This is a genomic window from Nocardia kruczakiae NBRC 101016, from assembly GCF_001612965.1.
GTDB classification, from domain to species: Bacteria; Actinomycetota; Actinomycetes; order Mycobacteriales; family Mycobacteriaceae; genus Nocardia; species Nocardia kruczakiae.
In genome coordinates this window covers 40,104-61,378 of sequence record NZ_BDBL01000017.1, presented here as the reverse complement: position 1 = coordinate 61,378, position 21,275 = coordinate 40,104, and the positions used below count along the sequence as shown (strand labels likewise).

Here is a 21,275-nt window from a genome sequence, read left to right as displayed (position 1 = left end):
ATCAGGGAACCGCGGGGCCGTGACAGCGCTGAGCAGCGACGTTACTGCTGAGCCTGCACCACGATCGTGCCGACGATCTTGTCGGCGAAGGTCTGGTTCTTCTCGTCCCACAGCGGCCACAGATAGCCGAGGCCGCACAGGGCGTTGTCGAGGATGTGGCAGAGTTTGCGCACGAAGGCCATACCGAAACCGAGCACCTGACCGTCGGCTTCCTTGATCACGCGGATGCCGACGACCTTCTTACCGGGCGTCTGACCGGTCGTGCCTTCCTGGTAGATGAGCCACAGCCCCAGAGCCAGCCCCACCGCTATCGCCAGGAGCATCAGGATGATGCCGACGGCGGTCAGGCCGCCGCTCGTGCACGAACTGGTGGAGTAGGAGTACGAGGAGCCGTAGGTGTCGTCGTCGAACGAGCAGTCCACGTCCTTGGTACCGAGCCCGAACGCGAGTCCGTACAGGATAGCCAGCGGGACACCGACGATCAGCGCATCGATGAGGTACCCGCCGACGCGCGCGAACCAGTGCGCGTAGGGCGCGGGCGGGCCGAAACCCGGTTGCTGATAGCCGTAGCCCGGCCCGGCCGGCGGGTAGCCGGCTCCGGCAGTGCCGTAATTCTGTTGTGCCGCACCATATCCCGGAGGTTGGGTGCCGTAACCCGGTGGGGGAGCGGCATATCCGGGCGGCGGCGCGCCGTAACCCGGCGGGGGTGCGCCGTAGCCCGGCTGCGGGCCGGCGGGCGGATACCCGTAGCCCGGTTGCCCCGGCTGGCCGTACGGGCCGTTCGGGTCCGACGGGTTGGTCATATGTGGTTCCTCCGGAAGCTGGTGGTACGGGGACGATCCGGGCCCCGACCGGGTCGAACTGTGATTGCACCGTACGGTAACCGCCAGGCCCCGCCAAAGTATGGCCGACCCGCGCGCAATGGGCGCGCCGAACAGTCGGATATCCTGCTCACGATTGCCTGATTCGGCGACGACGCCGGAAGCGCCGCCTAGGCTCCCTTGCGGGTCTGCTTGGTGGCCTTGGGCGCCGCCTTCTTCGCCGTCGACTTGCTCGCCGATTTGGTACCGGTGGATTTCGACGCGGCCCGCTTGGTGGTCGCCTTCGCGGTCGACTTGGCGGCGGATTTCGAGGCTCGGCCCCGGCTCGGCTTGCCGGATTCCCCACCGCGGCCGGTGGCTTCGAGGCTGCGCTGCAACGCGGCCACCAGATCGACGACCTCGGCATCCATCTGCGCCGGTTCCGCCTCTTCGTGGCGGGTGACGCGGTCGGATCCGGATTCGATGGCCTCGTCGAGCAGCTTTTTCAGCTCGATCTGATATTCGTCGGTGTACTGATCGGGATCGAAATCCTCCGACATGCTGTCGACCAGCGTCTGTGCCATCGCGACTTCCTGCGATCGCGGTGCGGCGGCATCGTCGAGCGATTCGAATTCGGCCGCCCGCACCTCGTCCGGCCACAACAGCGTCTGCAACACCAGCACCCCGTCCCGCACCCGCAGCGCCGCCAGCCGCGTCTTCTGCCGCAGCGTGAAATGCACCAGCGCCACCCGATCCACCTGATCGAGTGTCTTCGCCAGCAACACGTACGCCTTGGGCGTCGTGGAATCGGGCTCGAGGTAGTAACTGCGGTCGAACAGGATCGGGTCGATCTGCTCGGAGGGGACGAACTGCAACACCGGAATCTCGTGTTTCTCGGCCACTGGCAATTTCGCGAAATCCTCGTCGGTGAGAATCACCTTGTCGCCCTCGGGCGACTCATACGCCTTGTCGATATCGGCAAAGGCCACCGACTGCCCGCACACCGTGCAGACACGGTCGTATTTGATCCGCCCGCCGTCCTTGGCGTGGACCTGATGAAACCTGATGTCATGGTCCTCGGTGGCGGTATAAACCTTCACCGGGACATTCACCAGCCCGAACGCGATGGAACCTTTCCAGATCGACCGCATCCTTCGATGCTAACTATGACCGGTCGGTTTTGTCCGGCGAAGCGGCGCGACCTGCGGGTTCGTGGTTGTTGATGAGTGTTGCCGGTTGCTGTCTGTTGCTGTTTGTGGACCTGCGACGTCCTGTGGACGTCCTGTAGGTGGGCGTCATTTCGGCCATCCTCGTACGATTTCGAAGCGAATCGAGGGCTAGGGCCGTGACGTCCGGGGGCATTCATCGATCGGTTCCGCATCACTCGTCCCGCCGGATGTCATGTCCTAGCGCCGAGCCTTCGGCGTATCCCCGGCGGTGGACCGGGGCGGAGTGAGGTGGCGAATGCGTGATGGGCACACGTCGAGGAGCGGTAGCGGACCAGCAGCGCGAAACGCGTCGCACTGTCCGTGCAGGAGCGGCCTGAGGTAGGCCAGTAGCCTAGTTCGAAGAGAATGCCCAGGACGAAATACTGGATGACGTGGGTACCGGTGCGCCTGCAGTCGGTTGCGGTGGTTCGCCCCTGTGAGCGGACTGGATCCCAGTGTGGGGGTCAGGGGTTGGAGTCCCCTTAGCTCCACTGAAATAGCAGGTCAGGCCCGGTCTTCGACCGGGCCTGACCTATTTGATCCAGCCCCACGGAAACCCCGCGATTTCGGCACCTAATTCTGATTCGCTCGAGTGTGGGCCCGTAACGCCGCTCGCGCAGCCGGTTTCGGCGCGTGATCTGCGGTCGCCCGAAGGTGCGGGCCAGCAGGTTGCGCATCCGGGCCTGAGTCCAGCGTTCGGCGACCTCGGGGTGTGGTTGCGGAGCAGTCATGTCCAGTACGACGTCACGCGGCCGGAACTGGTTGTCTGATGCGGCAGACGCACCCGTGCTGGACAATCGGTGCTGGTCAGCCGCGTGTGGTGGGTGGTCCCGCTCCGTCACTGGGTGATTGCCGGAGGTACGCTACTGGGTGTGGGACGCGTGCCGGCGCCGATGCTGGCGACCGCTGGGCGGCCGCCTGAGAACTCGGATCAGTGGGCGACTGAGATGAAGTGGGACGGCATGCGCGCTATCACCTCCCTCGACAACGGGGAGCCCAGGCTCTATTCCCGCAACGGGCGAGAGGCCACGGCATCGTTTCCGGAGCTGACCGCCGCGCTTGCCGACACCGCGACCGGTCGGCGGTTCGTGATCGATGGTGAGGTGGCCGCCCCGGAGTTGCCGACCGGGATTCCTTCGTTCCGGCGGTTGCAGCACCGCATGCATACCGCGCGGCCGCCGGCAGGGTTGATCGCCTCGATTCCGGTGCAGCTGTTCGTCTTCGACATCCTCGCCGTCGACGACACCGACACCACACCGCTTACCTACGTCCAGCGTCGCGACCTGCTCGCCGACTTGGATCTGGCCAGCACCGCCGCCGCACTGGACCGATATCGCGCCCGCGCAGCTGCTCGACACCGCCGCCGAGCACGGCCTCGAGGGTATCGTGTCCAAGCGCCTGGACTCGATCTACCGGCCCGGCCAGCGATCACGCTCGTGGATCATTCTCTGCACTTCGCAAGCGGACTCGCCGAGCGCGCCGAAGAGTTGTGATCTTCGGAGTTCGGTGGCCGATATCCTGCGGCGATAGTTGGCCGGTCGATGCGACGCCGGTGCGGAGTGCGAGGCCGCACGAAAATGTCAGTGCTCTGAGCTGGGGTTCTGCCAGGCTGGGTAGGTCAGATCATCGGGCCGGTGCCGTGCCCCGGCTGCTGTTGGTGAACGTTGTTCTGACCGGCGTCGCCCGCAAGCGATGAGTGTGCTCGCGGTGGTGTGTCCCGGGGTGCGCTGATTGCAGGCCTAGGCTCGCCGGGGGTCGCCGGAGGGCTTCGGCAGCACTGCGTGATCGTTGGCCGCTGGGGCGTGGGGCGGTGGAGTAGCGGATGGTTGGTTCATCGTGGGCGGGCCGATGACGGCCCGGACCGCGTCCGGAAGGTGTCTGCGCCTGCTCTGCGGGGGAGATTGTCCTTGCTGAAGGTATCGCCTGGCGAAGCTGAACGGCATGTCGACGACGGCCAAGACCAGCAGGTCGACGGCGTCGCGGTGCGCTCGCCCGAGCAGTGCTGTGGAGAGTTCCTTCATGAGGTAGGCCGTGGTCTGTTCGGCATCTCGGATCTGGCTGAGCATCTGCGGGGACAGGCGCAGGTTCATCACGTCGTCTCGGGAAAGCCGGTCCAGCAGCAACGCATCATGCGGCTCGGCGACGCAGTGGTCGAACAGGGCCAGTGCCAGCTCGACGATGACATCAACCGCTTTGGGCTCGGGTTCCAGGTTCTGCGGCCACACCTCGTGTGTGCGGCGGACGGCGCGTAACCACGCTTGGGCCAGCATCTCGTCGACGGAGGCGAACCGGTGATAGATCGATCCGACCGGTGCGCCGGCCTGGGTGGCGATCGCGGTGATCGTGGCGGCGCGCGGCCCGCGTTGCAACACGACTTCGCGGGCGGCGTCGAGCAGCACGTCGGTGGAAAAAAGGGTTCTGGCCACGCAGTGAGTATCTCAGAGCGGAGGGGGTAGACAGAAGCATTTCTAGAAGTTATTTTCTAGAAATGAATTTCGCATCCTTGGGGGTGTCATCGGTTCCCTCGTTGACGCGGCACGGACATGTCCACGTTCTCGATCTCGGCGACGGCGAGAATGCGATCAACCCCGCCTGGCTCGATGCCGTCGAATCCCATCTCGACGTCGTCACCGCCCATGACGGGCCCGCGGCGCTGGTGACCACCGCCAGCGGCAAGTTCTGGTCCAACGGGCTGGACCTGCAATGGCTGATGGCTCACAGCGAGCAGATCCCGGCGTTCAGCGGGCGGGTGCAGACGCTGTTCGCGCGGATGCTGACCATGGACGTGCCCACCGTGGCTGCCGTGCAGGGCCATGCGTTCGGGGCCGCCGCGATGCTGGCGCTGGCACACGATCAGCGTGTGATGCGCGAGGACCGAGGCTATTTCTGCTTCCCGGAGATCGACATCCAGATCCCGTTCTCCGATGCGATGTGTGACCTGATCACCGCGAAACTCACCTCCGCCACGGCACACGAGTCGATGACCACCGGCCGCCGCTACGGCGGCCCTGAGGCGGTGACCGCGGGCCTGGCCGACGTGGCGGTACCGCAAACGCAGGTGTTCGGCGAGGCGCTGGCGCGTGCTGAGGCCCTCGCACCGAAGGCCGGTCAGACATTGGGCCTGATCAAGGCCCGGCTCTACCGGCATGCCGTGGCGTCGCTGCGTGAGGCAGGTGCCCAGTGATGAGCCGGCATCTGATCGCATCCGACGGTGTCGGCCTGGTCATCCGGGAACGCGGTAACCCGCGCTCGCCGACGGTGCTGTGCGTGCACGGATTCCCCGATGATCACACGGTGTGGGACGGGGTGGCAGCCAGACTCGAATCCGCTTTTCATGTGGTGAGTTTCGACGTACGAGGCTCGGGTGACTCCGACGCCCCGACCCGAATCCGGGACTACCGCCTCGACCAGTTGGCCGATGACATCGGACGAGTGATCGATGCCGTCAGCGCCGATGACAAGGTGCACCTGGTCGGTCACGACTGGGGCTCGGTGCAAGCCTGGCACGCGGTGACCGGTCCTGCACAAAGCAAGGTCGCGTCGCTGACCTCGATCTCTGGGCCGTGCCTGGATCACATTCCCTTCTGGATCGGTGACCGGCTCACCGCGGGCCCGCGAGGCTGGGCCGAGATCCTGGGAATGTGGAAGTCCCCGCTGTACATGGGGTTCTTCCAGATTCCGTGGCTGGCGCCGCTGATGTGCCGCCTCGGGGTCGTCGACGCCGTGATCGCAATGGCCGAACGCGTGGAGGCCGGGGCGCGGCCGATCGGCATGCCCGAAGACCGTGCCCGCGCGAATCGAGCGGGCCTCAAGATCTACACCGCGAATCTGCTGCCGCGGCTTCTGCGCCCCCAACGGCGCCGCACCCAGGTTCCGGTGCAGGTGCTGGCACCTCGTTCGGACCTGTTCATCACCGCGGCCAGCCAGACCGCGATCACCCGCTGGGCGCCGAACTCGCAAGTGCGTTCGGTCGAAGGCGGGCACTGGGTCCCGGCGTTCGACCCCGCCGAGGTCGCCCGCCACGTGCGCGCCTTCATCGGCGAGCACACCACGACTGAGAAGGAAGGTTTGCCAGGATGACCTCGAACCCCGATACCGGCACCGTCGCCCTCACCGCTCGCAACGTGAGCTGGGACTGGACGGGCCTGCCGATGCACTACGTCGACGACAACGCCTTCGTCACCCACTACTGCAACGGCATGAACATGCTGCTTCCCGAAGGCGAGGTGTTCTTCGTCGATGTGTTCAGCAAAGCACTGCCGCTGATCAAGGACGACGCGGTCCGTGAGGACGTGATCGGGTTCATCGGCCAAGAAGCCACCCACTCGAGCTCCCACCAGTCACTGCTGGACCATCTGCAGGCCCAGGGCCTGCTCGTCGAGCCCTACATCGAGCAGATCCGCTGGTTCTTCCGCAGCCTGTTCGGCGACCGCGAGTTGACCGGCCGCCGCGCCGAAGCCTGGCTGCTGGAACGGGTGGCCATCGTGGCCGCGCTGGAGCATTTCACCTCCTACCTCGGCAACTGGGGCCTCAACGCCCGCGGCTGGGACGACACGATCGAACCCCGGGTGCTGGACCTGTTCCGCTGGCACCTGGCCGAAGAGGTCGAACACCGCCACGTCGCCTTCGACCTCTACACCCACCTCGACGGCCGCTACTGGCGGCGGGTGCGCGCATGGCTGATGTCCGCCCCGACACTGGCGATCCTCTGGGTGCGCGGAATCCGGTACCTGATGTCGGTGGACCCCGACCTCGCCGGCCGCGACCGGCGCATCCGGTGGAGCGATGTGCGATCAGCGTGGCGGCGCGGGCTCATGCCGAGCCCGGCCAGCCTGGCCGCGATGTTCTTCGAATACCTGCGGCCTTCCTATCACCCGTCGAAGTACGGCTCGACCAGCCAGGCCGTGGCCTATCTGGCGTCCTCGCCGGCGGCACGTGCCGCGGCCCAGTGACCAAGCGTTCGGAGCTCATCATGTCCTCGACCAGCCCTGCTCGAGTCCCGGCTTCGCTGGCGCGCCCCGGCAAGCCGGACCGGCTGATGTCGACCTATCGAGTCGCGACCCGCTTTCTCGCCGCCATAGTCGCCCGTACGAGGATTCCGGCCACCGAGCAGATCGATCGCGCCATCAGCCTGATGGTCGCCGAGAACCGGCTCATCGCCGACGATGTGGTCGGTGTACGCCTGGAATCGAGCGACGGCCGCCCGCTACCTTGTTGGTCTCCCGGCGCGCATCTGGACCTCATCCTCCCTTCGGGCACACCACGTCAATATTCGTTGTGCGGCGACCCCGATGATCACTCGAGCTACCAGATCGCGGTGCGACGCATCGCCGACGGCGGCGGCGGGTCCATCGAGATCCACGACGCATTACCGGTCGGCACCACGGTAATCGGGCGCGGACCGCGTAACGGATTTCCGTTCGCCTACCCCCATCTGGCACGCGCCGATATCTCCCGCGTCGAGTTCATCGCGGCGGGAATCGGCATCACCGCCATCCTGCCCATGGTGCGCGCGGCCGCGGCCGCCGGGGTCGACTGGCATCTGACCTACCTCGGCCGCAGCGAAAAGACAATGGCGTTCCTCGACGAGATCGCCCGCTTCGAATCGCGTCGCGTCCGCATCCACACAGGCCCTCGCCTGCCCGTCGAGGACCTGCTGTCCCACACCGATCCGCGAACATCGGTCTACTTCTGCGGCCCCCCAGCACTGTTGCACGACGTGCGCGATGCCATCGATCAGCAGGCCACAGCCGGTTTCCACTTCGAACGGTTCTCCCCACCACCTGTGCTCGGCGGCCGAGCATTCAGCGTGCACCTGAACCGGTCGAAACGCGATGTCGAGGTCGCAGCCGATGAATCAGCCCTCGCTGCGATCCGCGCCACCTCGACCGCGGTCTCCTACTCGTGCCAGCAGGGCTTCTGTGGAACGTGTCGTGTGCGGGTGCTGTCGGGCGAGGTCGAACGCCGCGGACAGTCGGCGTTTCTCGACGCCCCCGATTCGATGCTGATCTGCGTCGACCGCGCCGCATCCGACCACCTCACCCTCGAGCTCTGACGAGCGCCGCCCGCGACTGAGTCGACTAGTGCCTGCCAGCACCATGGCTTCGACGCGGGTCAGCGGCATACCGTGAGCATCGCGGCGTATTCGGTCATGACCCCGAAGGCAACACCGGCCGGCGCACACGTCAGCATCCGCCAAACGATGCCCCTCACCACCGGACCTCGCCGCAGCCTGACCTACACGCTATGACTGTGGCGCCGAGCCTCGAGTACCGTCAGCGTTGAGGTCTTGCGCACGGGTGGGTTCGAGTGTGAGGGGGACCGGTTCGGGGGGCGAGCCTGGTGAGGCGTTCTGTCTGCTCGCGCTTGTGTTTCAGGAAGCTCAGGGTCAGGTCGATGCCTTCGATTTCTCCGATCCAACCTTCGCGCTCGGCCCGCGCGCGCCGGTCGAGCAGGTCGGTCTCGATCTCGGTGAGACGTGGCAGCATTTTGGGGTTGATGTTGAGCATCGGACAACGGATACAGGCGTGTTCGTGTGGGCAGCCGGTGCCGTAGGGGCGGGCGCACCCGCCCAGTTCGACCTTGCGTTTGTCGAAATGTTCTTCGAAGTCGCTCCATTCAGCAGCACTGACTTGGCTGTATTCGTCCTGGTTGCGGTCGCGGCGGCGTTTGTTCAGGTGTGCCTGGTAGTGCCGGATGACCTCTTCGTCGAAGACGGTGACGTAGCCGCGGAAGGTTTCCAGGTTCAGGTGGCCGAGCAGGGCGGCGCCAATGTGGATCGGCAGGCCGCTGTTGGCCAGCTCGGTGGCGAACAGGCGCCGGAAGTCGTGGGGGCTGAAGCGGATGCCGCGGAAGCCGGGATGGGTTTCGGCGAGCTCGCGGCAGGCGGTGGTGAGCCAGCCCTGGATGGTGCCGGGGCTGGCGACGGTGCGCAGCCTGCCATATTGGCGTTGAAATAGGAACGGCATGGGTTCAGACCAGCTGCGGTCGTTGGTGTCGTAGCGGGTCAGTAGTGGGACCGGGTCGGCGCCGGCGGTGTGGCGTTTGATGATCTGGGCGATGACGTGGAACAATTCGGCCGACATCGGCATGACGCGTTCGCGGTCGCTCTTGGACGGGGCGATCACCAGCAGGGCGATCACCTCCCCGTTCGGGCGCCGGTATTGGCGGATGCTCAGATGGGACAGCTCGCACAGTTCTTCGCTGCGTACACCGGAGAGCCGCAGCACCTCGACGGTCGCGCAACGCCAGAAGGCGTAGTCCTCGCTCAGGGTGATGTTGGTCGTTTCCCCGGTGACGAGGTCACGGACTCGCAGGTGGTATCGGTCTCGGGAGCGGTCGGTTCCGCGGTCGATCCGCTGGAATTCGCGGCCGTCATGGGTGAACCGCGTGCCGGGTTCAACCGAGCGTGCGGCTGCCAGCAGCGAACGAACGTGCTCGTACCGGGTTTCGACGTATTCGACCAAGGCCGGTAGCAACGGTTGACGCAGGCGCATGCGGTCATCGATGCGTTCTTTCAGTCGGCGGCGCCGTTTGCCGTAACCACGCAGCTCGCCGTTGGGGATCGGGCAGGCCACTGCCCACCGAGCCCAGGTTGCGGGGTCCTCGACTGCCCAGCTGTGCAAGTCCGTGTACAGGGCCCGCACGAGGATCAGGATGCTGTGCGGGTCTTTGCGGGCTCTTCCGTCGGGCAGCCAGTTGAGGCCTTCGCGCCATTGCCCGTAGGTGGCCTGGTCGATTTCCAGGCTGCCGGCCTGGGCGGGGTTGATCGCTTCGATCGCCGACCGAAAATGCCCGGCCAGCATCCTGGCCATGGACTCGATATGGCAGTAGTCGGAGTCGGCTCGGCGGCGGCTGATGTAGTCGATGAGTAGTTGTCGAATGGCTTTGTCGCGAATCGGATATCGGTCGACGAGCTCATCGACGCTGCGCTGGCCCGCGACGAGAAACGCCCGCATCGTCGGTGGAGTCGACGCCGGGAAATGACCGGTCTCCCACAGCATCTGATCGGGCTCAAATGCCTCATGGCGCGACGCTGGGCGGCGGACTCAGGAACAGGGTTGAGCACCGGACCGCGGCCGAATCCGGCGTGGTAGGCGCAGAAGCCCCACACCACGCTCAGGCAATGGTTGATCGTGCGGGCCGCGTACCCCGCCTTCAGCGAGGGCTTGCCGGCGCGCGGATTCACGCACCCAGGCGGTGCGGCGGCCGCGCGACGTCGCCGCCGCTGCGGGTTGGGCGCGGTTCGCATCCAGCCGACCAGCAGCGCGATCTCAGCCCCGGTAGCGCGAGTCCAGTCCAGATCCAGACACCACAGCAGACGAAACCATCGCAGCAGGTCATAGCCATAACTCTTGGCGGTCAACGGGCTGGCATCGCTCAGGGCGAGGTCGCGAAGATAACTCTCCACCGGTTCGATCGAGCTGCCGTGTCCGTCGAGCACGAGAAATGGCGGAAGCTTGCCGGGCCCGGCCACAACGGCGCCGGTCCTGGGAAGGGGCGTCAATCCGTTCATCAGGGAGTGCCGGAGATCGTTGTCCACACCAACTCCTTCGTTGCCACGAAGCACTTGGCGGTGCAGTCAAGAGACAAGACCCCGCTTCGGCGGTCGGCGGATGTCGTTGTCGCGGGCTGGATCCCGGGCAGCCGCCCCAGCCGCGGCGTGTTCGGGTCGGTGATCGAGTTTGTGGCCTTATGTGTAGGGCCACGGGTCGGCGTCGCGGTGGGTGACGCGTTGTAGTCGGGGATGGTCAGGCGGGTACAGCCATCGGACGGGCACCCGGATTGTTTCCAGGTGGGGATGCGGGCCGGCCGGCCGGTGTGGTCGGTCAGCATTCCCACGACGCGGTAGCCATGGCGTGCCGGCAGGCCGAGGTCGCTGGCCTGGGTGTCGGTGAGGACGATGTCGGTGTAAGCGTGTTCGATCACCCGCAGTCCTTCGGTGGTGGCCGGGGCGGTGTCGCGGTCGATGCTGGTGACGGTGAGCCGGAAGCGGGTGCCGGTCAGGAGTCCGGCCACCCACATCGGTGTGCCCGGTAGCTCGCGTTCGGGGTAGCGGGCGATCGGTAGTCGGTGGGGGACCAGGACCACGTAAGTGTGCCCGATCTCCACGTCACGGGTGCGCACATATCCTGATTCGTCGTGTTCCCCGCCGGGGTTACACGCGGCGAACCTGGGCGGGCGCAGATCGCGGGCGCCGGGATTCGTTCTAGCCTCAGCACCATCCCTGGATCCGGGCCACCGTCGGCCGCAGGGAGTTTGCGGCCCACTTCCGGGAGAGGTTCTGTCTCACCCGTCTCCGGCCGGATCCCATGGCTCAGGCGAGATGCACGCCGCGCGCGGATAGCATTCGGATGCGGCCGCCGTCGCCGATGTGTTTTGCAGAGGAGCTTATTCATGTCACAGCCACCGCGCAGCGACCAGCATCCCGTCGTGGCCGACTTCCGGGCCAAGCGGAGAGAAAACTGGCAGCTACGCTTGGCTGACTGGATCACCCGGTTCGCCGGGTCGATGCCGTTTGTCTACCTCCACGCGGCGGGGTTCGCCGGTTGGATGCTGTTCTGTGAGGACAGCCCGTGGCCCACGCTGACGCTCGTCGTGTCGCTGGAGGCCATCTTCCTGTCGACGTTCGTCATGATCGGGCAGAATCGTGCGGCCGAGTTCCAGCAGCTGAAAGCCGATCACGACTTCGCCGAGGAAGAGTTGGAACTCAAGACCAATACCGAACTCACCCGCGCGATCCACGTGATGACCACTGAGTTGCATCGCAGGATCATCGTCGACGAGGAAATATTCGGCCGCACCGAGAAGTCGTGATGTCAGAACCGTCGATCGCACGGGCCGAACCACGACTACTGCGACGAAGTAGATCTTCGTTGCAATGTCCGCCCCCGGCCTGCGACCAGCCGCTGCCGCCGCGCGTGTGGTCTTGCCCCCGCTGGCATCCGAGCCCCACTTTCCAACGGTCGTGCTGTTGCCGACGCTGCGCCTCGGTCTCGCGCCCCAACGAGAGTAGAGGCCGAACTCGACGGTGTCCCAGGGCATCCCGACCGTCCCCAGCCCAGAACGAGACCAAATTTCGAGACCAGCCCACATGCGACTTCGAAGCGCTGGCAACGGTGCACCAATGCTGTCTCGAAACCAAGAATTCAAGACAGGAACGATTCGGCCCAACCCCGCTCGCCCGCACCGTGTAGCGGCTACCCACGCCCTTGAACGCCTCTGTCCGCGCGCCGGAGGCGCGCGGACAGAGGTTGAGATCGTCTGGTCGCTGATGCCCAGGTCCTTGGCTATCTGCGCAACCGGCCGGCCGGCAGCGACCAGATCGAGAACCTTGCGGCGGAACTCCTCGGGATACCTTTTGGGCACGAACATGTCTCCTTCGACGACATCGTGACCAGAAGTCAAGCATCCCGACTCCGGGAAAGCCGGGGTACATCAAAGTCTCCGGACATCCCGGTGCGATTCACGCAGCCGCCGATTCTTGGTTGTGCGGGCGGCCCGGACCAACGGCAGTTCTGTCGTCCAGGTCTGGCTGCGTCACGCCCTCATGGGAGGGCGCTGGCGGTTGTGGCCGTATCTTCATGGCGATGTCGTACTCGCCGAAGGGTCTTGAACAATGAGCTGTGACACCCAGGCCATGGTGGTCGTGCACCGCGCCTTCACGCGCGAAATCCGGCTGTTGGGCGAAATCGCCGCTGTCACCCCGCAATCGGACCTCGACCAAGTACGCCGTGTGGTCCGTCACGGGCGCGAGTTGCTCCAGGCGCTGCACCACCATCACGATTCCGAAGACGAACTGGTGTGGCCGCGGCTACGTTCCGCGGGCATCGACACCGCTTTGATCGAGGTCATGGAGTCCCAGCACGCCGCGCTCGCGGCAGGCATGGCCGCCCTCGACTCCGCCCTCGCCTGCTGGGAGTCCGATCCGGCCGCGGCCGATCAGGTCACGGCGGCGGTGGCTCGCCTGCACCCGCTCCTCACCGAGCATCTCGCCGAGGAGGAGAACTCGGTGCTGCCCCTCGTGGCCCGCACCCTCACCGAACCCCAATGGGCCGAACTGGGTGAACGCGGCATGGCCTCGCTCCCCAAACGCCGGGCCCTGGTCTTCCTCGGCCACATCCTCGAGGAGGCCGACCCGACCGAACGCGCCGACTTCCTGCGCGATATTCCCGCGCCGGTTCGCATGCTCTACCGCTTCCTCGGCGCGCCGGGCCATGCCCGCGAAACCCGCATCCTGCGCCGCGATCTGGTGCGTTCCGACACCAGCTACCAGTGATCGCGGAATGTCCGCTCATTGGCTCCCCCTTTATGTCAAGAGGCGGTTGGGAGTTCAGCGTTAGGCTGGTTGTCGGTAGGTCCGGGTTGTGGCTTGTCCGAAGGATCGGTGTGCGGGGTCGTGCCGGTCACGCTGGAGTAAGTTGTCGTTCCCGAATGCCCTCCCGGGCCTGCCGCGTCTCGCCGCCGCTGGTCAGCGAGCATCCGGTTGTAGGCCACGTTCGACAATCGGCGTTTGAGCGCCCGCATCGATTCCATCGAGGTCTTCCCGGCGGCGCGTTTGCCGTCGTAGTAGACGCGGCCGGCGGTCTGGTGACGCAGCTGGACGATCGCCATGATGTGCAGGACACGGTTGATCTTCCGTTTCCCGGCCCGGGAAAGCCGGTGCCGCTGCTGCTGTCCGGATGAGGCATCCAGCGGGGCGGTCCAGACTGTGACTCGCGGCGGAAAGTGGCAATGTTTCCGCGATTTCGATGGCGCAGACGCCGGGAACAGTGTCGAGCCTCCGAAGCAGGATCGCTGGTGCACTCTCGCTGGCGATGGCGGGTCGAGGTTGTCGAGCGAACCGCAGGGCGTACACGAGTCGATACTTGTTCCATGGTCGATGTCTTCGGAGCGGTCGCCGCACGGATAACCGAAGGCGCCACATCCGGACGTACCCTCGTCGCGATAGACGGCGTGGACGGCAGTGGGAAGACCACGTTCACCGCAGAACTCGTGCGGCGGCTGCACACTCGGCCGGTTATCGTGTTGCACGCCGATGACTTCCTCAACCCGTCCGCTGTCCGGCACGCACGGGGCCGGCGATCCCCGCACGGTTTCTGGCTTGATTCCTACAACTACCCCGCACTGTGTCGTGATGCACTCGATCCGTTGCGTCCCGGCGGTGACGGCTGGTACCGCACCGCCTCCTACGATCCGGACTCCGACACCGTCGTGCGCCCCAGCCCACGATGGGCGCCACGCAACGCGATTGTGGTGGTCGAAGGGATGTTCCTGCATCGAGACGAACTCGCAGACATCTGGGATACATCGGTTTTCCTCGATGTCCCGTTCGACGTGACGGTCGCCCGAATGGCCGAACGCGATGGTACTCACCCGGACCCGGCGCACGAGACGGTGCGCCGATACGTCGACGGACAACGTCTGTACTTCGCACGATCACAGCCGTGGTCACGGGCTGGCATCGTCATCGACAACACCCGATACGACCAGCCGAACATCGTCGCCCCGGAACATGCTCACGCTGCCCGGTAATCGAACCCGCATCGAACAACGCTCGATCAGTGAAGACCGAGAGGACTGCCGTGACACCTCGGCGCCATAGACCTCAGCAAGGTGCGCGCTGATCGAACCGTGGGTCAGGCCCTTGGCCGACAGCGACAGCACTATCTCATCCACCCCGGTCAGCCTGCGCGGGCGTTTGCGGACGGTCTGCGGCCCGAACGGTGCCGGCGGTGTCCCGAGGAACCTTCACCTCGATCGGCCGGACCTGTCTCCGAGGAGATCGAAGTCGAATACCCCAGTCCGCGAGTAGACAGGGTTACCGATCGTGGCTGCACCGCATGACTGCCGATGCCCTCCACTCGACCGAGGTTCGGTCGGTGTCCGAGCCGTCTGCGATTAGCGGAGGCGCTGTCCACGAGCCGGGGAACGGCGTTGCCCCGGGCGCAATTGGCGGGTGATCTGCTCGACCGACTCGGCGAGGACTTCGGCGAACCGGGAACGGCTCATGCCGAATCGCACGAACAACTCCTCGTCCGGCGGGCCGCCGAAAGGTGACCACGCCTCGGCGAACTCCACGATCTGCCAGGCATCCGGCCGGGGCCCGCGCCGGGCGTGCGGTCCTGCCGGGATCCGCTCGCGCGGGTGAGGCCGTCGATGGTGCGCGGGGATGCCCCGCTCGGCGGTGAGGGCCTGCCGGTTCGGTTGAAAGGTCGTCATCTTCGGTGTCCTGTTCGGTAGCGACGTGCGAATCGCACTCGGCGGGAACGCTTTCGGGTGCGGGCGGAGCGCAGGCAGGCCCCGGAGAAGCGGAGGGGCTCCCCGGGGCCGTATGCGAATGCTGTCGAACCGATGGTGGAGTGGATCAGGGCAGGCCGGGGTTCGACAGGTCGGGGGTCACTGGCTTTCGGCCGTGGTCATTCCGAGGTTGCGCATGTCCGGGACGAACGGCTGGTGGGCGAGCAGGCCGCCGTCGACCCGGATCACCTCGCCGTTGATGCCGCGCGAGTCGTCGGAGGCGAGGAACAGGTACGCCTTGGCCAGTTCGGTGGGGCCGTTGAGCGTCGGGTTCATCGTGTGCCGGATGTAGATATCCTTGATCTCCTGCGGCAGTGCCTGCGCCGGGGGAGTGGTGGTGGTGCCGGGGCAGATCGCGTTGCAGCGCACGCCCTCCTTGCCGTACTGCGTCGCGGTGTATTTGGTGAGCGCGAGCAGGGCGGCCTTGGTGGCGCCGTAGCCGGTGAGGCTGTTGTCGCCGGCGAAGGCGTGGGTGGAGGCGGTGTTGATGATCGAGCCGCCGTGTTCACGCAGGTAGGGCAGGGTGTGCTTGGTCATCAGCATGGCGGCGCGCAGGTTGACGGCCAGGACGTTGTCCCAGGTCTCGACGGACATGGTGGCGACGTCACCGTCGTCCATGGGGAAGATGCCCGCGTTGTTGACCACGATGCCGGGGGTGCCGAAGTACTCGACGGTCCGCTGGACCAGCTGCTCGATCTCGCTCTCGTTGCGCAGATCGAGGCCGTACGCGAGGGCGGTCTTCTCGCCGTGCCGCTCGTTGAGTATGTCCGCGAGACGCTGCGCGCCTTCGATATTGATGTCGGCCACGACCACGCGCGCGCCTTCGGCTGCCAGTTCCGTGGCGGTGGCGCCGCCGATGTTGAGACCGCCTTGCTCGACGAATGTCGCACCGGTGACGATCGCAATCTTGCCTTCTACGCGACCCATTGTTCTCTCCTGTCGAAATAGGTGTTCGGAAGTCTTGTCACAGATCCAGGACTAGGCGCTCGCCCAGGCACCGGGATACGCAGATGAGGATGTATTCGTTGCTTTCGCGTTCTTCGGGAGTCAGGACCTCGTCACGGTGGTCCGGCCTACCGTCGAGGACCGTCTGTTCACACCGGCCGCACATGCCCTGCTGGCAGGACGAGAGCACCTCGACTCCGGCGGCTTCGAGCGTGTGCAGGATGCTTTTGTCCGGCGGAATGATGATCGTCCGATCCTGTTTGGCCAGAACGACTTCGAAGGCCGTGTCGGTGGCGGTGCGGTCGTCGGTCTTCGGTACGAAACGCTCGGTGTGCAGGGCGCCCGTGGGGCGGTCGCCGCACTGCTGCTCGAGCGCTTCGAGGAGCGCGGCGGGGCCGCAGCTGTAGATCGCGGTGTCCGAGGGCGTTCCGGCGAGGACGCCGGCCAGGTCGATCAGGCCGGCGCGGTCTTCGGGCCAGAACTCGACGCGATCGCCATATCGCTCGAGTTCGTCGCGGAAGGCCATGGAGTCGGCGGTGCGGCCGCCGTAGACCAGTCGCCACGTGGCGCCTTGCTCGTGGACGTGCGCGATCATCGGCAGAATTGGGGTGATCCCGATGCCACCCGCGATGAACAGATACCGCCGCGCCTCGACCAGGGCGAAGTTGTCGCGAGGCGCGCCGACGCGGATCTTCGTGCCCGCGCGCAGCGAGGTGTGGATGTACTCCGAACCGCCCCGGCCCTTGCCGGGTGGCTCGCGCAGCACCGCGATCCGCCACGCGTCCGGATCGCGGCGATCACCGCACAGAGAGTACTGACGCACCGCGCCCGAGGGAAGGAACACGTCGATGTGGGAACCGGGCTGCCATGCGGGCAGCAAGGCGCCGGTCACCGGTCGCAGGGTCAGGGCTTTGACGCCGGCTGCGACATCCTCGATGCTTTCGACGACGACATCCAGATCATCGGCGGCCTCGCCCGACGAAGCTGCCGAGACTTTCGAAGGTGTCAACGACACGTTCCTTCCATGACACGAGGGCGATAACTGTCAGCGATCCCAGGTGATGGGCAATTCGTCGAGTCCGAAGATCCTGGCGAACTTGACCTTGACCTCGGCCGCGGGCACCGCCAGGCGCAGCGTGGGGATCCGCTCGAGCAGCGTGGTGAACACGATGTCCAGTTCGAGGCGGGCCAGCGGAGCGCCGAGGCAGGTGTGGATGCCGTGGCCGAACGTCATGTGACGGCTGGCGTCGCGGTGGATGTCGAAGCGTTCGGGGTCGTCGAAGACGTCGGCGTCTTTGTTGGCCGCCTCGGTGGACATCATCACCAGCTCGCCCTTGGCGATCTTCTGGCCGTTGATCTCGATGTCCTCGGTGACGGTCCGGGGCAGGTTGCCGATGATGTCGAGGTGGCGCAGCAGTTCCTCGACCGCCTGCGGCATGAGCTGGGGATCGTTGCGCAGCTCGGCCAGCTGGTCGGGGTGCTCCAACAGCGAGAACAGGCCGAGGCCGATCATATTGCCGGTCGTTTCGTGCCCGGCCATGAGCAGGAAGGTCGACATGCCCGCGACGTCGATGACGGTCAGCGCACCGGAGTCGATGTGCTTGACCAGCAGGCTGATCAGGTCGTCGCCAGGCTCGGCCTGCTTGATGGTCACCAGCTCGGCGAGGTACATCATGACCGCGCCGATCGCCGCCTCGACGTCCTCGGGAGTGCTGTTCGGGGCCAGCACGGCCCGGGTGCGTTCCTGGAAGAAATCGTGCTTGTCGTAGGGGACGCCGAGCAGTTCGCAGATCACCAGGGAGGGCAGCGGCAGGGCCAGCGCGTCCACCAGGTCCACCGGACCCTCGGAGGCCAGCATGGCGTCGATCAGCTCGTCGGCGATGCGCTGAATGGCCGGGCGCATGGCGGCCATCCGGCGCGGGGTGAACTCCTTGGCCAGGATGCGGCGCAGATCGTCGTGCTGGGGCGGGTCCATGGCGACGAAGAAACCGGGCACGGCCTGGTCGCCCGCGTCGCCGCGGGAGGAGTCGTCGATGCCGCGGACGCTCGTGCGCGGATCGGCGAGCACGGAGCGGACGTTGTTGTAACCGGTGACCAGCCAGCCGGGCGTGCCCTTGAAGTCGACCTTGCGCAGCGCGTCGTCGGAGTAGGACTCGTACTGCTTCGACAGCGAGAACGGGCACTCGCGACGGAACGGGAACGAGGCGAGGTCCTCGGTGGCGACCTCTGCTTCGGCGGGTTGCGTTGTCATTACTGCTCCTTCGTTGGGGCCGGTGTTCCGTGGGCCGTCGGGGGCCGGCGCCGCTCGATGACGAACTGAGAGCCTCCCGGTGATCCGGGGGAATCGGGAGAGCTCGCCCATCCGGTGAAATGTGACGGAGGGCACAGAGTGTGTTAGCGCTCATATCGTGGCATGTCGCGAACGACTCGTCAATGGGGACTGGTGATAAATCTTGTACGCAGCCGCTCACACTGCCGGGAGTGGCCGATGCGTGTCAGCAAAAGTGCTGTAAGAAAACATAATTCGCGGTGAAACGACCGATCTTCGGTAGTCGTTCCTCGCCCTTCCGATCGGCTGCTCCAGGCCCGGCAAACGGCTGTGTGGCCGATGGTGTTAATACAGATTATGAACTGACGGCTTCCGGTTGTCGCTGTGGACGCGTTGGAAGGGGGGACAGTACGTGGCACCTCGCGCCTGCGATCGGGCCCGAGACAGGGGTCGGGTGGGGGGTGGCGCAGCGGAATACCGACAGCTCGGGCAGCGGTCGCCCAAGGGTTGCTCCGAACGCTCCTGAGTCGTCCGAAAGGCACTCGATCGCGCGGCCGTCCGATCGCTGCGGCGTCGAATCGCCGCAGCATCGAATTTGCCGCAGCGGTGGCCCGCTGCGGCGGCAGCTCACTACGATTCGGACCGCGCTCGGCGCGGCGTTGTCAGGCGGAGGCGCGTGCGCGCTGGAAATGCGTGAGCAGGTCCGGGTACTTGACCAGGTGTGCGCCGCCGTTGATGTCGAGGGTCTCGCCGGTGAGCCACGCGGCGCGAGCGATGTAGACCGCGGCGTCGGCGATTTCCTCCGGGGTGCCCGGTCTGCCCAGCGGGGTGTTGGCTATGTAATCGTCCTCGAGGCCGGGAACGCTCATCGAGGGGCTGGTCAACGGTGTCATGACGATGCCGGGGGCGATGGCGTTGACCCGGATGCCGCGCGGGGCGAGTTCGAGTGCGGAGACCTGGGTCAGCATGGCCAGACCGGCCTTCGCCGAGCAGTAGGCCGCCATCCCGGTTCCCGGCTGCCGGGCATTGAGCGAGGACAGCGAGATGATGACGCCGCCCGCCTCCATGGCGCGGGCCGCGTGTTTGACAACGAGGAAAGCACCGGTCAAGCACACATCGACGACTCGGCGGAACTTCTCGACGGGCAGATCGGCGACCGCGCCCGCGGCGCTGACGCCGGCGCTGTTCACGGCGATGTCGACCCGTCCGTGAGCCGAGCGGGCCGTCTCGAAGAGCTCGCGGACGGAGTCCTCGTCGGTGATCTCCACCCGGGCGGAGTCGTGGCCCGCGCCGAGCTCGTCGGCGAGTGCGCGGGCCTGGTCGGCATTGCGGTCGGCGACGGTGACCGTCGCTCCGTCCGCGGCCAGTGCGCGGGCGATCGCGGCGCCGATGCCGGAAGCGCCACCTACGACTACGGCATGACGCCGTGCTGTCTCTGACATTGCTGGGGTCCCCTTATCGGAGGGAATAAGTGGATGTTCATCGAATGAGGCTCTGCGGCAACACCATCGCGGTCGCCAGGGCGGTGAGCTCCTCGGCGATCCCGGGCCGCTGCCGGAACTGCGGAAGCTGCGAGATGTCGGTGACGACGCCGATCACCGCCTGGGCGAGTGCGCGGGCGTCCGCGGTCGTGAGGGCGGGTGCGAGTTCGCAGATGGCCTGCACCCACTCGGCGACGTACTCGCGCTGGGTCTCGCGCATAGCGGATTGTTCCTCGTCGGACAGGTACAGCAGGTCCGTGGCCAGAATCTGCATGATCCGGCCGTGCACACCCAGCGCCTGTCTGATGTAGGTGCGGATGAGCGCGTCGAGCACCTCGCGCGCGTCGGTCGCGTGCGCCAGGGCATCGGCGGTCGTGTAGAGCAGCCCTTCGGCGCCTCGCTCCAGGATGGCGCGCAACACCTGCCCTTTGCCGGTCACGTGCTGGTACAGCGTGGCCACCGACATCTCCGAGGCCTTGGCGATGTCGTCGATGCGCACGTCGTAGAAGCCGCGCTCCTCGAACAACCTGGTGGAGGCCTCGATGATGCGCTCGCGTCGTCCTGCAGGGCGCCGCGGCACGGCGGGAGGCAGTGCGACCGCGTCCGGCGCGATGTCGGGCAACGGGCAGTCGATGATCGTCTCGGCCAGGGCCGCTTGGATTTCCATCAACCGCTCGGGTGACAGATGGCCGCGGATATCGGGCGTGTTCGAGTACATGGTGAGCACGGCGAAGCCGAGCAATTCGGCCTTGCGGTCGTCTACGGCCGGATTCAGGGCGGTGATCTTCGAGGCGATGTAGTCCCGGTTGGCGGTGAAGTAGCCGCTGAACAACTCGTATTCGGCCTGAAGCAGGTGCCGACGCTCACGCCGCCACAAGGTCGCCTCGTCGCCGTTGGCCGTCAGATCACTGAGCCCTTCGAGGAACACGTCGAGTTGCTCGCGGGGAGTCGAACCCATCCTGTCCGCATGTTTCTCGAGTTCGGCCACCATGTCGGTCTGGCCTTGCAGCGCGCGTACCAGGATGGCGTATTTGCCCTTGAAGTGCCGGTAGACCGCGGGCCCGGTCAGGCCGACGGCGGCGCCGATCTGGTCGATACTGACGTTCTGGTATCCCAAGTCCTGGAACAGACGCGCGGCGGCCCGTGCGATCTGCTCGGTGCGCTGGCTACCTCGCGTGGGCAGGCTCGCGAAGTGCCCGTCGGTGTCAGTGTTCGTCGTCGGCGTCGCCGTCGGTCGTGACATGTCAGCTCTTCCCTGTGGGCGCGATCATGC

20 protein-coding genes and 2 pseudogenes are annotated in these 21,275 nt (G+C 66.1%); 8 read left to right on the top strand and 14 right to left on the bottom strand.

The genetic code is table 11. From position 1 onward, the window contains the following. Positions 1-41 precede the first annotated feature (41 nt). Positions 42-803, bottom strand: a complete 762-nt coding sequence (locus tag NK1_RS36045; RefSeq protein WP_063008995.1) for an RDD family protein — start codon at positions 801-803, stop codon at positions 42-44. 188 nt (positions 804-991) lie between these two features. After that, positions 992-1,951 (bottom strand): non-homologous end joining protein Ku, encoded by a 960-nt coding sequence (gene ku, locus NK1_RS14190; RefSeq protein WP_063008994.1) that lies wholly within the window; start codon positions 1,949-1,951, stop codon positions 992-994. A gap of 857 nt (positions 1,952-2,808) precedes the next feature. Between ku and NK1_RS14185 the strand changes: the two genes are divergently transcribed. Next, entirely contained in the window at positions 2,809-3,501 is a 693-nt protein-coding gene (locus NK1_RS14185) for an ATP-dependent DNA ligase (protein ID WP_157104268.1), read from the top strand. Positions 3,502-3,747: 246 nt separating this feature from the next. On the opposite strand, the gene NK1_RS14180 is transcribed toward NK1_RS14185, so the two are convergent. Next, positions 3,748-4,434, bottom strand: coding sequence for a TetR/AcrR family transcriptional regulator (locus NK1_RS14180; protein ID WP_084460916.1), 687 nt, complete (start codon positions 4,432-4,434; stop codon positions 3,748-3,750). A 62-nt stretch (positions 4,435-4,496) separates the two neighbouring features. Between NK1_RS14180 and NK1_RS14175 the strand changes: the two genes are divergently transcribed. From NK1_RS14175 to NK1_RS14160, 4 genes are read left to right on the top strand one after another with little or no spacing between them, the layout of a single operon-like run. Further along, positions 4,497-5,192 (top strand): enoyl-CoA hydratase/isomerase family protein, encoded by a 696-nt coding sequence (locus NK1_RS14175; RefSeq protein WP_063008991.1) that lies wholly within the window; start codon positions 4,497-4,499, stop codon positions 5,190-5,192. Then, the gene (locus tag NK1_RS14170; protein WP_245660493.1) at positions 5,192-6,088 is read left to right on the top strand and encodes an alpha/beta fold hydrolase; all 897 of its coding nucleotides are present in this window, start codon (positions 5,192-5,194) and stop codon (positions 6,086-6,088) included. The genes NK1_RS14175 and NK1_RS14170 overlap by 1 nt, the downstream gene beginning before the upstream one ends. Next, on the top strand, positions 6,085-6,960 hold the full coding sequence (locus NK1_RS14165; RefSeq protein WP_063008989.1) for a metal-dependent hydrolase: 876 nt from the start codon (positions 6,085-6,087) through the stop codon (positions 6,958-6,960). The genes NK1_RS14170 and NK1_RS14165 overlap by 4 nt, the downstream gene beginning before the upstream one ends. Before the next feature lie 20 nt (positions 6,961-6,980). Next, complete coding sequence (locus NK1_RS14160) at positions 6,981-8,063, top strand: PDR/VanB family oxidoreductase (RefSeq protein WP_063906004.1); 1,083 nt, start codon at positions 6,981-6,983, stop codon at positions 8,061-8,063. A 220-nt stretch (positions 8,064-8,283) separates the two neighbouring features. On the opposite strand, the gene NK1_RS14155 is transcribed toward NK1_RS14160, so the two are convergent. Further along, positions 8,284-10,011 carry a tyrosine-type recombinase/integrase gene (locus NK1_RS14155; RefSeq protein WP_063008987.1) on the bottom strand — a complete coding sequence of 576 codons (1,728 nt, stop codon included), beginning with the start codon at positions 10,009-10,011 and terminating at the stop codon, positions 8,284-8,286. A 511-nt stretch (positions 10,012-10,522) separates the two neighbouring features. Then, a complete protein-coding gene (locus tag NK1_RS34515; RefSeq protein ID WP_157104267.1) occupies positions 10,523-11,134 on the bottom strand; it encodes a hypothetical protein in 612 nt (203 codons plus the stop codon). A gap of 270 nt (positions 11,135-11,404) precedes the next feature. Between NK1_RS34515 and NK1_RS14145 the strand changes: the two genes are divergently transcribed. Then, positions 11,405-11,824, top strand: coding sequence for a DUF1003 domain-containing protein (locus NK1_RS14145; RefSeq protein WP_063009070.1), 420 nt, complete (start codon positions 11,405-11,407; stop codon positions 11,822-11,824). A 441-nt stretch (positions 11,825-12,265) separates the two neighbouring features. On the opposite strand, the pseudogene NK1_RS36320 reads toward NK1_RS14145, so the two are convergent. Continuing rightward, positions 12,266-12,382 (bottom strand): annotated as a pseudogene (locus NK1_RS36320) (transposase); the annotation flags it as partial. 244 nt (positions 12,383-12,626) lie between these two features. Here NK1_RS36320 and NK1_RS14140 point away from each other — a divergent pair. Next, positions 12,627-13,286, top strand: a complete 660-nt coding sequence (locus tag NK1_RS14140; RefSeq protein ID WP_063008985.1) for a hemerythrin domain-containing protein — start codon at positions 12,627-12,629, stop codon at positions 13,284-13,286. A gap of 35 nt (positions 13,287-13,321) precedes the next feature. Here the strand turns inward: NK1_RS14140 and NK1_RS36040 are convergent, their stop codons facing one another. Continuing rightward, the gene (locus NK1_RS36040; RefSeq protein ID WP_167354263.1) at positions 13,322-13,813 is read right to left on the bottom strand and encodes a transposase; all 492 of its coding nucleotides are present in this window, start codon (positions 13,811-13,813) and stop codon (positions 13,322-13,324) included. Positions 13,814-13,882: 69 nt separating this feature from the next. Here NK1_RS36040 and NK1_RS14135 point away from each other — a divergent pair, with 69 nt between their 5' ends. Further along, a complete protein-coding gene (locus NK1_RS14135; RefSeq protein ID WP_063008984.1) occupies positions 13,883-14,542 on the top strand; it encodes a nucleoside/nucleotide kinase family protein in 660 nt (219 codons plus the stop codon). Between the two features lie 42 nt (positions 14,543-14,584). Here NK1_RS14135 and NK1_RS33725 read toward each other — a convergent pair. From NK1_RS33725 to NK1_RS14105, 7 genes and pseudogenes are all read right to left on the bottom strand, one after another. Continuing rightward, positions 14,585-14,771 (bottom strand): annotated as a pseudogene (locus NK1_RS33725) (transposase); the annotation flags it as partial. A gap of 137 nt (positions 14,772-14,908) precedes the next feature. Further along, positions 14,909-15,229: a hypothetical protein gene (locus NK1_RS14130; protein WP_063008983.1), complete on the bottom strand. Its 321-nt coding sequence runs from the start codon at positions 15,227-15,229 to the stop codon at positions 14,909-14,911. A 177-nt stretch (positions 15,230-15,406) separates the two neighbouring features. Beyond that, entirely contained in the window at positions 15,407-16,234 is an 828-nt protein-coding gene (locus NK1_RS14125) for an SDR family NAD(P)-dependent oxidoreductase (RefSeq protein ID WP_063008982.1), read from the bottom strand. A 37-nt stretch (positions 16,235-16,271) separates the two neighbouring features. After that, a complete protein-coding gene (locus NK1_RS14120; RefSeq protein ID WP_063009069.1) occupies positions 16,272-17,261 on the bottom strand; it encodes a PDR/VanB family oxidoreductase in 990 nt (329 codons plus the stop codon). 36 nt (positions 17,262-17,297) lie between these two features. Continuing rightward, entirely contained in the window at positions 17,298-18,503 is a 1,206-nt protein-coding gene (locus tag NK1_RS14115; RefSeq protein ID WP_063008981.1) for a cytochrome P450, read from the bottom strand. A gap of 680 nt (positions 18,504-19,183) precedes the next feature. After that, entirely contained in the window at positions 19,184-19,963 is a 780-nt protein-coding gene (locus tag NK1_RS14110; RefSeq protein ID WP_063008980.1) for an SDR family NAD(P)-dependent oxidoreductase, read from the bottom strand. Positions 19,964-20,000: 37 nt separating this feature from the next. Then, positions 20,001-21,245, bottom strand: coding sequence for a TetR/AcrR family transcriptional regulator (locus NK1_RS14105; RefSeq protein WP_084460912.1), 1,245 nt, complete (start codon positions 21,243-21,245; stop codon positions 20,001-20,003). Positions 21,246-21,275: the final 30 nt, after the last annotated feature.